5 protein-coding genes are annotated in these 17,658 nt (G+C 32.1%); 3 read left to right on the top strand and 2 right to left on the bottom strand.

Going from position 1 to position 17,658, the window contains the following annotated elements; translation table 11 throughout:
* Positions 1-4 precede the first annotated feature (4 nt).
* Positions 5-820 carry a 5'/3'-nucleotidase SurE gene (gene surE, locus ACKI32_RS04090; RefSeq protein WP_407413766.1) on the top strand — a complete coding sequence of 272 codons (816 nt, stop codon included), beginning with the start codon at positions 5-7 and terminating at the stop codon, positions 818-820.
* 82 nt (positions 821-902) lie between these two features.
* Here the strand turns inward: surE and ACKI32_RS04095 are convergent, their stop codons facing one another.
* A complete protein-coding gene (locus ACKI32_RS04095; RefSeq protein WP_407413769.1) occupies positions 903-2,291 on the bottom strand; it encodes an MFS transporter in 1,389 nt (462 codons plus the stop codon).
* Between the two features lie 442 nt (positions 2,292-2,733).
* On the opposite strand from ACKI32_RS04095, the gene ACKI32_RS04100 reads away from it, so the two are divergent.
* Positions 2,734-3,975: a polysaccharide pyruvyl transferase family protein gene (locus ACKI32_RS04100; protein ID WP_407413771.1), complete on the top strand. Its 1,242-nt coding sequence runs from the start codon at positions 2,734-2,736 to the stop codon at positions 3,973-3,975.
* 161 nt (positions 3,976-4,136) lie between these two features.
* Here ACKI32_RS04100 and ACKI32_RS04105 read toward each other — a convergent pair whose 3' ends face one another.
* Positions 4,137-4,928 (bottom strand): DUF4013 domain-containing protein, encoded by a 792-nt coding sequence (locus tag ACKI32_RS04105; RefSeq protein ID WP_407413773.1) that lies wholly within the window; start codon positions 4,926-4,928, stop codon positions 4,137-4,139.
* A 165-nt stretch (positions 4,929-5,093) separates the two neighbouring features.
* Between ACKI32_RS04105 and ACKI32_RS04110 the strand changes: the two genes are divergently transcribed.
* Entirely contained in the window at positions 5,094-17,651 is a 12,558-nt protein-coding gene (locus tag ACKI32_RS04110; protein ID WP_407413775.1) for an amino acid adenylation domain-containing protein, read from the top strand.
* The last annotated feature ends 7 nt before the right edge of the window (positions 17,652-17,658 follow it).

Consider the following 17,658-nt stretch of genomic DNA (forward strand, 5'->3'; position numbering starts at 1 on the left):
TTTTATGAACATTTTGATATCTAATGACGACGGAATTTCTGCACCTGGAATTTTAGCCGCCAAACAGGCTGTTGAAGATTTAGCCAATGTCACTGTTGTAGCTCCAGATAAAAACAACAGTAGTGTTGGTCGCAGATTAACCCTATTCAAGCATTTGAAAATAAATTCATGTAAACTCAAGGATGAAAGTTTGGCTTATTCTGTTTCTGGCAGTCCTGCAGATTCTGTTGTTGTCGGTGCCGATTATGTGATGGAAGAAAAACCTGATTTAGTAATAGCTGGAGTTAACCAGGGGGTGAACATCAGCTGTGACATTACCTCTTCCGGTACAGTCTGTGCGGCCTTAGAAGCAGTCAGTTTGGGTATTCCTGCAATAGCCGTTTCATTATTTGTAGATCCTAAAACTGCATATAAACAGGATGAAAACGGAGAATGGTATGTAGACTATGATTTTACCTTAACCAAAAAGGTTTTACATGATTTGGTATTGAAGATTAAAAATGAAGGATTTCCTCAAGGTGTTGATTTATTCAATTTAAATGTGCCTTCAAATTATGAATCCGAAGATGTTAAAATCACACATTTAGCAAATAAGATGCTTGATAAAAAGGTTATTGATAATACTGATGAAGAAAAATCAGAAATATTCAACTATCATTTGGATGAAAACCAGGAAAGTGATGGTCTGATAATGATTGTTTCAGATCTTGTTAAGGAGTATCCGAAAGGCAGTGACGGATATGCATTGCTTGTTGAAAAAAGACCAAGTTTGACTCCTCTCAATGCCAATATGACCTATCAGGAACTAAATGATTGGTAATTAAATAGTATTTTTTGTTAATATCTCATTCTGATTTTATTTTCCATTATAGTTCCTTCTTGAATCTTTTAAACCACATACGTTATTGATTTAATTTCATTGTTTCAATCTGCTCATCACGGCCTTTTAACTTCAAAGTGAAGAGGAATGCAATAAATGCAACAATAGCTGCTATAATTAGACTAATTTTATATCCTAAAATTCCAGAAAATGATGCGATTATCCCACCAATCAGAGCACCACCTATTAACTGGCCTGCACTTGATAACATGTTGACAATTGCCTGTCCCGCACCTCTTTCGTGAGGTTTTGCTTCTGTTAAAACAATATATCTTAAAGGAGCCCCTATAATTGTTACCATTCCCACACCAATTACACAACCTGCTATAATGAACAATATTAAGTTATTAGGATATATTGCAATGATAACTAATCCCATGGATAACATTAAAGTTCCAATTGCCATAATCTTACGTGAACCGATGGAATCTAGGATTTTTCCTAAAATAGGTGCTGCAACAGCATTTGCTCCCAAAATTGGAATCAACATCAAACTTGCATACTGGTCATTTAAACCCATTGACAGAATTACCAATGATGGGATAAATATTGCTGAGGAGTAGATTATTCCGTAACATAATGTTTCAATACATGCAATACTTATTTCGCTGTTTTTTAGCAAGTGTATTGGTACAATTGACTCTTCTGCTCTTTTTTCTATTTTTATAAAAATTGGAATTAAAACAACGAATAAAACTAAAAATGGAAGTACATTAAAGGACAATAAACTGTTTGTAAAATTACTTGAGTCAATTTGATTTAAGCCGTAGGCTAAAAATATTGATAGTAGGCTTAGGATTATTATTCCCAAATAATCAATTTTCAGTTTTCTTTTCTCTTCCATTTCAGGAAGTATTTTCCATGCAAATATTATCAGAAATATGCTGATTGGTAAATTAATTGTAAAACACCAGTTCCAACCTATTGGTATTAATGCGGCTCCAACCAATGGACCTCCAATAGCTGAAATACCAAATACGCTTCCTAAAATTCCCAATGCTTTTCCTCTTTCTTCTAATGGAAATCCATCTCCTACAAATGCTCCGGCTACTGGGAATAGTCCCCCGCAACCAAAGCCCTGTATGATTCTTCCAAGAAGAATAGATTCTATATTAAATGAAAAAGCTATTAGGCATGATCCCACTCCAAATAAGACAACATCCAAAATGAAAATCTTTTTTCTTCCGTAAAAGTCTGAAAATTTGGCCATAATTGGTGAACCAATCATGAAAAAGATTACAAATAATGTAAATATCCAACTTGATTCCCTACTTGTTAATTGAAAAGTCTGTTCAATTGAAGGCAATACTGGACCAATTATGCCGGTATCTAGAGAGCCCATAAATACGCCGATTAAAAATAGAAGAAGTATCATGTTACGTGTTTTTTTGTCTAATGTTTTGCTTTGCATAGTATCAATTTAGTATTTTACAATTTAACAGATTATCATCAATAATAAATAGTATATTAATCTATAATTAAATATATGTTTTTTTAACTTAATGTAAAATTTACTATACAATTCAGAACTAGAATCGATTAAAAAGATTGTAATGTTGATGTTTTTGAATAATATCTAGCTAAATATCCATTTAAAACCAAACCTCTAATTATATCCTGAAAAAAGTGAAGTTTAACAAGAAATTTTTTAAAAGATATGTTAAAGAATCCCTAAAAAATGAATATTAAAGCAGTAAAATGGAAATTTTCTATCTAAGTTTAGATAATTATATTAAATAGATTTACCAAATATTTATTAAATAAAAGTGAAAATTAGAGTCATCATGAGTTTTCCATAATTTAATTAAATTAAAAAAAAAAGATTTTGGTATAAAAAAATGAAATACGGATTAATGAGTTATAAATATACCGTTAACATAGGTAATGAAATTCAAAGTATTGCCTCAAGAAGGTTTTTACCAAAAATTGATTATTATATTGACCACGAAGAGATACATGAATTTAATGAAGATAAAGATGTTAAATTAATTATGAATGGATGGTACCTCGATTCACATTCTGCATGGCCACCTTCTGAAAATATTGATTCCCTATTGATTTCAATTCATTTTAATACTCAACAAAAAACACAAGACATAATTTTATCTGATGAAAGCAGAGATTACCTAACAAAACATGGTCCTGTTGGCTGTAGGGATTTGTCAACCTATAATTTCTTAAACGAGAATGAAATTGACGCCTATTTTTCCGGATGTCTTACATTGACATTAGATTCAGGAAATAAAAATAACCAAAAAGATGAAAATAACAGTTATGTTCTTGTTTCAGTAGATAATCCTGAAGAAATCGTCCCATTTTTAAAACAAAAAACAAATAAGAAAATATATGTTCTTAATCAACAATTTTTACCTGCATTTGATAATGCGTTTCTAGGTTCAATGCGTTTTAGCCTATACAACCGCACTTCATTTTATACATATGACGAAAAAACATTCATTGCCGAAAATTTTTTAAGGATGTATGAAAATGCAGATTGTGTGATTACCGATAGACTTCATGGTGCCCTACCTTGCCTTGCACTGCAAACTCCAGTTTTATTATTTAATTCAAGACAAAATCAAGAGAGATTTGACGGTTTAAATGATTTATTTAATAGATCAAGCATAGAAGAGTATATGGAAAACTACAACATTTTTGATGTTGAAAATCCTTGCGAAAATCCTAAAAATTATCTTAAAATACGTAAAAACTTAATTGAAAAATGTATGAAATTTACAGGACACGTAAATGATTCATGTTATAGTGAATGCAGCTATAATGAAATGCTGGATGAAAATACCCTTTTAATTTCAAAACATTCATTTGAGTCTAGAAAATACATTAAGGAAGTATTGAAAAAATCTAGAGAATATGAAAGGACAATAAAAAGGCAAGAAAGACAACTAGATAAAAAGACAAAACAAATAGAGAGATATAGAGATATAATCTCTAATAAAAATGATTTAATCATAAATCAAAAGAAACTCATTACTAATAGAAATGATTTAATCATTAAGCAAAAGAAACTCATTAGCGATTATGAAAATTCAACTAGTTGGAGAATTACTGCTCCTTTAAGAAAAATTAAAAAGTAAATTTTTTTATTCGATTTGTATTTTATGAGTTTTAAAGGATTATTGAAAGAAATAAAAATAGAAAAAAAAATGATTTTTACGAAAATATCGTACAACTCGAAATTAAATCTACATGGAAAAATTGACAAATTGTCGACATTTCAAATTAATTACTTAAGAACTTAGTTTATCCTTTCATATTCCACAGATTCAATCTCTTTAAAATCTATATTATCATAATTTTTAGCTATATTTGAATATAACAATCCTAAGGAATAATTAGCTATACTTTCAAGTATTGGAATAACAATACAGACATATATTAAAAAGCCCACATAAGGAATTGATATTACAACTGATGAGATAAATGCAACTACATTCAGTAATATTGCCATCACGATTAACCATTTAATTATGTTAACAATACCAATGCTTCTGATATCTCCAATTACATTTTTGATCTTTAAAGCTTCGCTTAATCTGTTGAAGTAAGCCAATCTGGCTTTTGCAAAGAAGAGTAAAAATTCAAATACAAAATATGTAACAAAAATTATTAGCAACACCAGTCCCACAGTTGCTATAAACTCATGTATTCTAAAGTTAAAGAGTAAATCTCTAGCTGTGGGGCCAAATACAGTTAAAGCAATGAAAAATACAATGGCAGGAACAATCATGTAGACGATTCTTAAAAATAATACCTTAATAGAATCATAAATATTGTTCACTAAATTAAATGATGGAAGCATTGCTGATTGATTTGAACCTAATTTAACCATGGATAAGAAATATCCCGGAACAATCAATATGAATAAGAAAAATGCAATTACACCAATGGCTACAACATAATTATTGTCTGATATCATACCAATTGGAATGATGGCAATCAATATAAACAGGATACAGATTACCGGCAATTTTTTAATGTTTCTGAATGGATATTTGAAGGAATTTGATACTAATTGTGATAAGTTCATGATAAAACTTCCTAAAATATAATTGGGATTTTTCGATTAAATAGTTTTCTTGTTTTTTTTTGTTTAAATGATGAAATTTACTATTTATTTTAATTTCTTCACAAATTTTATAAAAAATATATAATATATATTTAATTATCTTTGAATAGTTAAAGGTTTGAGATTATGAACAATAAAATTTTTTTCAAGGAATATCTTTCAAAATTATGGAGTAGTTTCGATGAATCAACCCTAATTGCTCCAAATAAGAATGGATCAAAAGAAAATGGTGTAATTAAGAAATTAAAACATGAAATTAAAAAAGAAAATCTAGTTGAATTTGCTGATGCCAATTCAATTTCAATCAACGATGTTTTGCTGGCTGGTTTGACTTTAACACTAAATAAATTCAATTTTACAGATGAAACTTTAATCTTTAATCAGAATAATGTTCCATTTGCTGCCAAATTTGAAAACAGAGAAATTTCCATCAGGGAATTTCTGGAAAAAATTCATGAAAATTATGTTAACACTTTAGAATTTGATGAATATGTTGATGATGAAGACCTTATTTTAAAGCCTGAATTTTATTATTCTTTTGATGAAAATTTAAAACCTGATTTAGAATATTCAAATTATCTAATTATTACTGAAAATGATAAAAGTATTTTATTGTCCTTATTTTACAATGATGAATTGTATAGTGAAGATTTCATAGATTTATTCTTATCAAGCCTTGAAAAAATCATAAACCAAATTATTGATGTGAATATTGAAAAAACAGAAATTTGTGAATTTGCCCTTGTGGGGGAAAATGAAGATATTCATTTTAGTGAAGTTGAAATGCCTTTGATTCACAAACGATTTGAAAAGCAAGTAACTCTTAAACCTGATGAAATCGCTCTTGTTGCTAGTGATACCACATTGACCTATAGACAGTTGGATGAAAAGGCAAATGTCATCGCAAATGCCTTAATCGATAAGGGAGTCAAACCTAAAAGCAATGTTTTATTCATGCTTCCGAGAAACAGCAATCTGATTGCTTCCATCTTAGGTATCCTAAAGGCAGGATGTGCATTTATTCCAATTGATCCGGAATATCCTCAAGATAGGATAAACTATATTTATGAAAACAGTCAGTCAGACTATATCATTTCTAATGAATCTGGAAAAAACACGTTAGACGTTAATGAACTGCTTAAAGAAGGCAACATTGAAAATCCAGATGTTAATGTTGAGGCGGATGATTTGGCTTATATGATTTACACTTCAGGGTCCACTGGAAATCCTAAGGGAGTAATGATTTCACATGAAAACATTTGTAATCAAGTTACAAATCCTAAATCCACTTATGATAGCTTGCTGTGCATTACAACCATTTCTTTTGATGTGGCCATTGATGATATACTCACTTCACTTTCCAACGGATTGAAATTGGTGTTTGCAAATGATGTTGAAATAAAAAATATTCCTGAACTGGCCAAATTGATTAATGAGAATAAGCCTGAAGTGGCTGATTTCACACCTTCAAGACTAGCATCATATCTTGAGGTAAAAGAGTTTTGCAATGCAATTTCCTGTTTGAAATGCGTTTTCCTTGGTGGAGAGCAATTTTCAGCTAAGGTATTTGAGGAATTAAGAAAATACAGTGACGCAGTTGTCTATAACAGTTACGGTCCAACAGAAACAACAATCACCTCAAACAACAAGGAGGTTTTGAGTATTGATGACATTAATGTAGGTGTTCCTCTTGACAATTATATCACTGATGTTCGTGATATCGACGGCAAATTGGTGCCTAATGGTGTAATGGGTGAACTCTACATTGGAGGTATAGGTGTTGGTAAAGGATACTACAACATACCTGAAAAGACCGAAGAGGTATTTTTAACAATAAACAACATTCCTTATTATAGAAGTGGGGATTATGCTATAGAGCTTCCAAATGGTGAGATTGATATTAAGGGAAGGATTGATAATCAAATAAAATTAAGGGGTTTAAGAATTGAGATTGGTGAAATTGAAACCAACATAAGCCAATATCCAAATATAAAACAGGCAGTTGTTGTTATTAAAGAGGTTAACGATAACGATCATCTCTGTGCATATTATACTGCTGATGGGGAAATTGACAGTGATGATTTAAAAGAGTTTTTAAAGGACCGTTTAACACGCTATATGGTTCCAACCGTGTTTATACAGCTTGATGAAATGCCACAAACTCCAAACGGTAAGACAGACTTGAAACAATTGCCAGAACCTCAATTGACATTAACGCTAACACTTCCAGAAACTGAAACAGAAATAAGGTTGCATGAAATCGCTTCATCAATCAGCAATACAATGGATTTCGGTACCACTGATGATTTGTATGCTGTAGGATTTACTTCATTGACATTGATGAAATTAAATGCAAAAATTTATGAGGAAATGGGTGTTAATTTGGATATCATTTCATTATTGAATGATCCTACAATCAAAAACATTGCAAATGAAATTGAAAATAATGACATTATTGATTTGAATAGTGTAATCGAATTATCCGAGAGTATGGAGTATTATCCATTGACAGAAAATCAAATGGGAATCTATTATGAATGCATTCAAAGCGGTGATGTTGCACAGTATAACCTCCCATCAATTATAAGGTTTGATGGTGAAATTGATGCAGATAGATTAAAAGATGCCATCATCAAGACCATTGAAACATATCCTTACCTTAAAACAAGGATTATTGCAGAAAAAGGTAAAGTAATGTTAAAACGTGACGATTCAATAGCTATTGATGATATCCCAATCGTTAGTGTTGATGACATTTCCGATGAGGAAATTCAAAAGGAAAACCTGAAGATATTCGATTTGCACAATGACCAATTGTTTAGATTCAAAATATATAAAACGGCTAGTGAAACAATTCTATTTTCAGATGTCCACCATATAATCTCTGATGGTGAATCATTGGATAAACTATTCACAAATATTGCTAATGCTTATCAGGCAAGAGAAATTGAAAAAGAAACAATTAATGGTTACGTCAACAGCCTGATTGAAAGTGAAAATGAAAATAGTGAAAAATATGAGGCATCTAAAAAGTTCTTCCAAGATAAATTAACCCAGGAAGTTGATTCGACTGTTCTAACTCCTAACTTGAATGGTAATTTTGAGGAAGGAATTTTAAAGTCAATTTCTAAAAATATTAATCCGGAATTGGTTAATAAGTTTTGCAGTGACAATAAGATAACTCCTAATGTTTTGTTCATGGCAATAACCATGCTGAACCTGAATAAGTACACATTCACTGACAAGACCTTGATTACAACCATTTTCAATGGACGGACAAACTCATCATACATCAATACTCAAGCATTGCTTGTTAAAACACTTCCAATCGTATCGATAAATGATAATAGGAATTTATCAATTAAAGAATACTTAAAATCAGTGAATGACATCTGGATGGAAACTATAAGTCATTCCGATTATCCTTACACTAGAATTTCTGAAGAGTTCGGACTAAAACCGGAGTTTTTCTATGCATACAACAATCTTGATGCTGAAAACATCAAAATCGCCGAAAAGACATACAAAGTCAAGTACTTGAACTCACTTGAGGTCAATTATAAAATATCCCTTGATGTTAATGAAACCAAGGACAACATTGAATTATTCATCCAATACAATGACCAATTGTACAGTGCAGATTACATCGAGACCTTCTTAAACTGTATAGTTGATGTGATAAATCAATTAACTGAAGAGAATATTAAAGAATTATGCATCAGTGAAATCGAATTGGGCGAAAGAAAGGAGACACCTACATTCACTCCAGTCGATACTCCTATTTTGCATAAGCGCTTTGAGAAACAAGTAATGGAAAGGAGAGATGAAATCGCTCTTGTTGCTAGTAATGAAACCTTGACTTATAAAAAATTAGATGAAAAGGCAAATATTATTGCTAATGCTTTAATCAATAGAGGGGTTGAACCGAAAAGCAATGTTCTAGTCATGCTTTCAAGGGACAGCAACTTAATCGCTTCCATTTTAGGTATACTTAAAGCAGGTTGTGCATTTATTCCAATTGACCCAGAATATCCTCAAGAGAGAATCAACTACATTTATGAAAACAGTCAGGCTGATTATATTATTACTAATGAATCTGGAGAAACATCTCTGGACATTGAAGAGCTGCTTAAACAAGGTAATTCGCATAATCCTAATGTTGATGTGGACCCTGATGATTTGGCCTACATGATTTACACTTCCGGTTCTACAGGAAATCCTAAAGGCGTAATGATTTGCCATGAAAACATCTGCAATCAGGCACAAAACCCTAAATCCACTTATGACAGTTTGCTTTGTATTACAACCATTTCATTTGACGTGTCAGTGGATGATATATTGACATCCCTTTCAAATGGGTTGAAATTGATTCTAGCCGATGATACACAAATAAAAAGCACTCCAAAACTAATAAGATTAATTGATGAAAACCAACCTGAAGTTCTTGAAATCACACCTTCAAGATTTGCATCTTACCTTGAAGTAGGTGAGTTCTGCAATGCGATTTCCTGTTTGAAATGTGTTTTCCTTGGCGGAGAACAATTTTCAGGTAGTGTATTTGAGGAATTAAGAAAATACAGTGATGCAGTTGTCTATAACAGTTATGGTCCAACAGAAACAACAATCACTTCCAACAACAAGGAAGTCACTGATGTCAATGACTTGACTGTAGGACATCCTTTAACTAATTACATTACTGATGTCCGTGATATTGATGGTAAATTGCTTCCATTAGGTGTAATGGGTGAATTGTACATCGGAGGTACAGGTGTAGGTAAAGGATACTATAACCTGCCTGAAAAAACCACGGAAGTATTTTTGACCATTGATGGTATTCCATACTACAGAAGTGGGGATTATGCAATCGAGCTTCCAAATGGTGAGATTGACATCAAGGGAAGGATTGACAATCAAATCAAATTAAGAGGATTAAGAATAGAAATTGGCGAAATTGAAACTAATATAGGCCAATACCCAAACATCAAGCAGGCTGTTGTTGTAATCAAGGAGATTAACAATAACGACCATCTTTGCGCATATTATACTGCGGATGAGGAAATTGATGCTGATGATTTAAAAGAATACTTAAAAGATCGCCTTACCAGATATATGGTTCCAACTGTATTCATGCAGCTTGATGAGATGCCTAAAACACCAAACGGTAAGACAGACTTGAAACAACTACCTGAACCTGAGCTTAAACTTGCGTTAGTGATGCCAGAAACAGCAACTGAAGAGGAGTTATATGAAATTGTTTCATCACTTGTAAGAGTAGATGAATTTGGTGTTACTGATGATTTGTACGCTATTGGTTTTACTTCATTGACATTAATGAAACTTAATTCCATAATATATGAACAGATGGATGTGAATTTGGACATTTCCACATTATTCAATGAACCGACTATTAGAAACTTTGCAATAGAAATTGATAATTCTTCTGAAAAAGAATCTGACCTTAAAGAGCTCATTGAATTGGCTAAAGACATGGAATATTATCCTTTAACAGAAAATCAGCTGGGTATTTACTATGAATGTATGCAGAATCCCGATGTGATTAAGTATACAATGCCTACAACAGTAAGATTGGGCAGTGATGTTGATGCAAACAGACTTAAAGAAGCTATTCTAAAAACAATTGAAGCACATCCATATCTTAAGACAAGAATTGTAACTTATGATGGAGAGTTAAAGCAGAAAAGATGTGATGATATAGAAATTGAAGATATTGAAATCGTTAAAGTTGACAGCATCCGTGATGAGGATATCGTTAAAAATGATGTTAGGCCGATTTCTCCAGATGACAGTCAACTGTTTAGATTTAAAATATATGAAACTCCAGATGAGGTTGTCCTATTCACAGATTTCCATCATATAATCACTGACGGAGTATCACAAAACAATTTATTTAGAGATATTGCAGATATCTATGAAAATAGGGATATTTCACAAGAGATAATCGATGGTTATACATACAGTCTTCTGGAAAAAGATGCTGAGAACAGTGAGATATACCAGTCTGCAAAGGAATTTTTTGACGATAAGTTAACCCAAGAGATTGAATCTACCGTTCTGACTCCAAATCTTAATGGAAATCCTGATGAAGGTAAAATAAAATTTGTTTCTGACATTATTGATTCAGAATTAATTAATGAGTTTTGCAATGTTAATCATATAAGTAAGAATGCTTTGTTTATCGCAAGTACAATATTGAGCCTAAATAAATTCACATTCAGCGACAAGACATTGATAACAACAATATTTAATGGTAGGTCAAGTCCAAGCTATTTCAATACACAGGGATTCCTAGTAAAAACCATTCCATTTGTCATCAATAATGAGGATAGGCAAGTATCCATCAGGGATTTCATCAAATCCGTTGACCAAACATGGAAAGATACGTTAAAGAATACTGCATATCCTTATATTAAAATTGCAGAGGAATATCAATTAAAACCGGAATTTTTCTATACTTATCATGAATTCTTGGAATCAGATGAAATGATAATAAACAATAACAAGTACATCCCAGAAGATTTGGATGGTGTTGACATGGTTACAGTTGAATCTAAAATCAACTTAGCCATTTATGATGATGGTGATGAGTTTAATGTGATTCTGGAATATAATGACCAACTGTACAGTGAGGATTATGTCAAAATCTTTTTGGACTCTATGAAGAAAATTTTATCCCAATTCATTGAAAATGATGTGGACAACTGCAGAATTTGTGATGTAAACTTACGGGATGATGATGAGTTACATGAGTTTAGCGAAGTGGAAATTCCATTTATCCATAAGCGTTTCGAAAAACAGGTCGATGAAACTCCGGAAAATGTTGCATTGATTGCTAGTGATTCTACATTGACCTACGGAGAACTTAACCGAAAGGCCAATCGTGTTGCTAATGCACTCATTAACAAGGGAATCAAACCTAATAGTAATGTATTGGTAATGCTTCCAAGAAGCAGCAATTTGATTTCAACTATTTTAGGTGTCTTAAAAGCAGGCTGTGCATTCATACCTATAGATATAAACTATCCTAAAGGTAGAATTGATTATATTTTTGAAAACAGCCAGGCTGATTATCTAATTGCAGACGGAAAAATTGAAAATTCAATTGATGTTGAAGAATTGCTCAGCGAGGATAATGTGTCAAACCCTCATGTGGAAATTGCTCCAGATGATCTGGCATATATGATTTATACTTCAGGTTCCACAGGAAATCCAAAGGGAGTAATGACCAGTCATAAAAATATTACAAACCTATTTTCTAAAAGCGAGGACAGTGTAGTGTATAATGCATATTCGAATATGAAAAAGACACTGGCTCTTTCAACAGTATCATTTGATGCATTCCTACTTGATTTCATGCCATTAACCTACGGTTTGGAAATGGTTCTAGCCAATGACAGTGAAATAAAGAATATTAAAGAATTAGTTGAGTTAATCAAAAGGGAAAAACCAGATTCACTTACATTTACAGCACCATCAAGATTTAAACAATACATGGAATATGATGAATTCGCCAAAGAGGCATCTAACTTCAAATATATTGCAGTTGGTGGGGAAATGGTACCTCAAGACTTGATTGCACAACTTTTAGAGTATCCTGATTTGGATGTATATAATATTTACGGCCCAACCGAAACAACAGTAATATGTAATGCTTACAAACTCACCAGTGCAGATAATTTAACTATTGGAAAGGCTCTGCACAATTGCATAACTGAAGTTAGGGATATTGACGGTAAACGAGTGCCTTCTGGTGTGATGGGTGAATTATACATTGGAGGTAATGGTGTAGCTAGAGGATATTACAATATGGCAGAAAAAACCAAAGAAGTATTCATAAAAATTAATGGTATTCCATATTATAGAAGTGGGGACTATGCAATTGAACTTCCAAATGGAAATTTATTGATAAAAGGAAGGATTGACAACCAAATTAAATTAAGAGGATTAAGAATAGAGATTGGTGAAATTGAATCAAATATTGCTAAATTCCCTCGTGTTAATCAGGTTGCTGTTGTAATTAAAGAAATCAACAATGTTGAACATTTATGCGCTTATTTCACTGCTGAAGAAGAAATAGACATAAATCTATTGAAGAGATATTTGGGAAATAAATTAACTGAATATATGGTTCCAACTGTATTCATGCAGATTGATGAGATGCCAATATCTCCAAACGGTAAAACAGATATTAAAAGACTTCCAAAACCAAAATTGAATTTGGAGTTTGTGGAAGCTGAAAGCGAAACAGAGAAAAAACTGGTTGAGCTTGTTGCATCTATTGCCAATACAGATAAATTCGGTACAACAGATGATTTGTATGAACTTGGTTTCTCTTCTTTGACATTGATGAAACTGAACTCCATGATTTTCAATGAAACAAATGTAAATATTGATATAACCTCATTATTCACAAATCCAACAATCAAATCTCTCGCAGATAAGATTGACAATAATGTCGAATCCGAAATAGACATGGATGAAATCATTGAAACTGCAAAAGGCAGGCAGTATTTCCCATTGACTTCAAACCAATTGGGAATCTATTATGAATGTATGCAAACCGAAAAGATCAAATATACAATGCCGTTTGCAATAAGGTTTGATAGCAGTATCGACCCTAACAGACTTAAAGAAGCAATCATCGAAACTGTTGAAGCACATCCATATCTCAAAACAAGAATTATTAACACTGACGATGGAAAAATATTGCAAAAAAGATGTGATGATGCAGAAATTGAGAATATAGAAATTGTGGAAATAGATTCCATTAGCAATAGGAAAATAATGGATAATGACATAAAGCCAATTCCATTGGACAACAATCAATTGTTTAGATTTAAAATCTATAAAACACCAACAGAAACAATATTATTCTTTGATTTCCATCATATTATTTCTGATGGGGTGTCTCAAGGTATTTTCTTCAATGATTTAGCCAAAGCATATAACAATGAAGAAATAGAAACAGAAAAAATTGATGGATATGCATACAGTCTAATTGAAGAGAAAACATCTCGTTCAGAGGTCTCCGAAAGATTCTTTAAAAAACAATTTGGTCAAGGCATAGAGTCAACTGTTCTTACTCCAAATATTAATGGTGACCCTGATGTGGGAAATATTAAACTAGTTTCAGACCAATTGAATTCCAGTTTTGTTAAACACTTCTGCAAAGACCACTCAATAAGTTCAAACGTTTTATTTATGGCCGCTACACTTTTATGTCTTAATAAATTTACATTTAGTGGCAAATCATTGATTACAACAATTTTCAACGGTAGAGCAAACTCAAGTTACTCCAATACCCAAGGAATGTTGGTTAAAACTTTACCTATTATTGTAAATGGTGAAAATCGTGACATGATGGTTGAAGACTACATTAAAGTAGTTGACAAAGCATGGAAAGATGCATTAACTCATAGCAATTATCCATACACTAAACTCGCAGAAGACTATCAATTAAAACCAGAATTCTTCTATGCATTCCATGAATCATTAAAAAGTGAAATTGAACTTAATGGTAGAAATTATGAAGCTATTGATCTTGACGGTACTGTTTCAACTGACTATAAAATAAACTTAGACATCTTTGACGATGGGGAAGTTATTACATTGTATATGGAGTATAACGATCAGATATATACTGAAGAGTACATTAATCTGTTCTTACGTTCAATTAAATATATTCTATTCCAATTCTTTGTAAATGATATGGATAAATTGAAACTAAATGACATTGAATTGGTGGAAGGGGAAATTCCGGAATTTGAAGAGATTGACACTCCACTTTTACATAAGCGCTTTGAAAAACAGGTTGTTGAAAAAGCGAATGATGTGGCATTGGTTGCTAGTGATGCCACTTTAACTTATGGTGAGTTAAATGAAAAAAGTAATAAGATTGCAAATGCATTAATCAAGAGAGGTGTAAAACCAAAAAGCAATGTTCTTATAATGCTTAATAGGCAGAGTAATCTGATATCTTCCATTTTGGGTGTCCTGAAGGCTGGTTGTGCTTTTGTTCCAATTGATCCAGCATATCCTCAAGAAAGGATTAATTATATCTATGAAAACAGTCAGGCGAATTACATTATAAGCGGCGAAACATCTGAAAATTCATTAAATGTTGTCGAACTTCTTAAAGAGGAACGTACTAATAATCCTAATGTTGATGTTCTTCCGGATGATTTGGCATATATGATTTATACTTCAGGATCTACCGGCAATCCTAAGGGAGTAATGATTAGTCATAAAAACATTTGCAATCAGGCTCAAAACCCTAAATCCACTTATGAAAGCTTGCTTTGTATTACAACCATATCTTTTGACGTGTCTGTTGATGATATTTTGACCTCACTTTCAAACGGATTAAAGTTAATATTGGCTGATGATATTCAAATTAGAAATATTGCTGAGCTTATTAAATTAATTGATTACAATAAACCTGAAGTCTTGGAGATTACTCCTTCAAGAATTGCATCTTATCTTGAATTAAATGAATTTTGTGATGTAATTTCCTGTTTGAAATGCATTTTCCTTGGTGGTGAGCAGTTTTCAGCAAAAGTTTACGAGAATTTGAGAAAATACACTGATGCGGTTGTCTATAACAGTTACGGCCCAACAGAAACAACAATCACATCCAACAACAAAGAAGTCACAGACATAAATAATTTAACTGTGGGACCTCCTTTAACCAATTATGTCACTGATGTTCGTGATATTGATGGTAAATTGGTTCCTAATGGTGTAATGGGTGAACTCTACATTGGAGGTATGGGTGTTGGAAAAGGATATTACAACATGCCTGAAAAAACCGAAGAAGTATTTTTAACTATCAATGGCATTCCATACTACAGAAGTGGAGATTATGCTATTGAACTTCCAAATGGTGAAATTGACATCAAGGGAAGAATTGACAATCAAATAAAATTAAGAGGATTAAGAATAGAAATTGGCGAAATCGAAACTAACATAAGCAAATATCCAAATATGAAACAAGCAGTGGTTGTAATTAAAAAGATTAACAACAACGACCATTTATGTGTTTATTACACTGCTGATGAGGTCATCGATAGTGATGATTTAAAAGAATTTTTAAAAGACCGTCTTACTGAATATATGGTGCCAACAGTATTCATGCAGCTTGATGAAATGCCACAAACACCAAACGGTAAAACAGATTTTAAAGAACTTCCAGATCCAAAAATGGAACTGAATTATGTAGCGCCAAAAACAAAACTTGAACAGGAAATCTGTGCAATATTCTCCTCCATATTAAATATAGAGACAGTTGGAGCTGAAGATGATTTCTTTGAAATTGGAGGTACATCCCTTGTTGCATCAAAATTAATTATTGAACTTCTTAAACAAGGATATAGTATAAGATATGATGATATTTTCAAAAATAAAACTCCTAAAGCACTAGCGAAATTATTGTCCGGTGAAAGTAATCCTGAAGAGGAGTTGAATGTGGAAGATGACATTATCAAAAACTACAACTATGATGAAATCAACAAACTTCTCGAAGAAAATACCTTAGAAAACTTCTTTGATGGTGAAAAATCACAATTGGGCAATGTTTTATTGACTGGAGCTACAGGATTTTTAGGAATCCACATCCTATATGAATTCATCAAGAATGAGGAAGGAAAAATTTATTGTATGTTAAGAAAAGGTAAATTTGATTCCTGTGAAGAACGTTTAATCGATTTGATGAATTATTACTTTGATGAAGATTTCTCAGATCTATTTGGGTCACGCATTATTTTAATTGAAGGGGACATAACTGAAATTGATGATTTCAAGAAACTTGAAGATGAACCGATTGATACAATTATAAACGCAGCTGCAATTGTAAAGCACTACACTGCCGATGATTATATATTCAAGGTAAATGTTGATGGGGTAATTAATGGAATTAAATTTGCCCAAACAAGAAACAGCATAAGGTATGTGCAAATATCTACAATCAGCGTTCTTTCATCATACTCTCTAAATGAAAAAGCATATCCGAATCAGAAATATAATGAAAGAACATTATACTATGAACAAGATTTAACAAACAAATATATATGCAGTAAATTTTTAGCTGAGAGAATGGTCTTAGAAGCCGCCGTTAATGGCCTTTCAGTGAAAATATTTAGAGTAGGAAACTTGATGAGTCGTTACTCTGATGGTTTGTTCCAGAAAAACTATGATACAAATGCATTTTTCAACAATCTAAAAGCTATTAAAAAATTAAAAGCATTGAATCCTGCAATGGCTGATGAAGAGGTTGATATGAGCCAAATAGATTATGTTGCAAAAGGAATACTTGCTTTATGTAAATCTCCAGAGGAATCTAGAATATTCCATTGTATGAATAACCATTATATTTCTCATAGAGACATTGTTGATGTTTTAAATACCTATGGTTATGGAATCTCTGAGGTGGATTTCGATGAGTTTAAACAAATTTACGAACAGAATATGAATGATAATATACAAGGTATTATCACAGCAGATTTTACTGTTGATGACTTTGATGATGAAGAAGATGATTTTGAGGAACATGTTAAAATTGAACAGACCACTGAAATTCTGAACTCGTTAGGATTTTATTGGCCTGAACCAGATCAAGAGTATCTTAAACGATTAATAGATTATTTAAATAAATTCAACTATTTTAATTAAGGGGAAA

The sequence above is a fragment of the Methanobrevibacter sp. genome (genome assembly GCF_045611865.1).
In the GTDB taxonomy this organism is placed as follows: Archaea; Methanobacteriota; Methanobacteria; order Methanobacteriales; family Methanobacteriaceae; genus Methanocatella.

What these genes read in the sequence shown, in the direction of transcription:
- surE (WP_407413766.1), top strand. Translation starts at nt 5, where the DNA reads ATGAACATTTTGATATCTAATGACGACGGAATTTCTGCACCTGGAATT.
- ACKI32_RS04095 (WP_407413769.1), bottom strand. Translation starts at nt 2,291, where the DNA reads ATGCAAAGCAAAACATTAGACAAAAAAACACGTAACATGATACTTCTT.
- ACKI32_RS04100 (WP_407413771.1), top strand. Translation starts at nt 2,734, where the DNA reads ATGAGTTATAAATATACCGTTAACATAGGTAATGAAATTCAAAGTATT.
- ACKI32_RS04105 (WP_407413773.1), bottom strand. Translation starts at nt 4,928, where the DNA reads ATGAACTTATCACAATTAGTATCAAATTCCTTCAAATATCCATTCAGA.
- ACKI32_RS04110 (WP_407413775.1), top strand. Translation starts at nt 5,094, where the DNA reads ATGAACAATAAAATTTTTTTCAAGGAATATCTTTCAAAATTATGGAGT.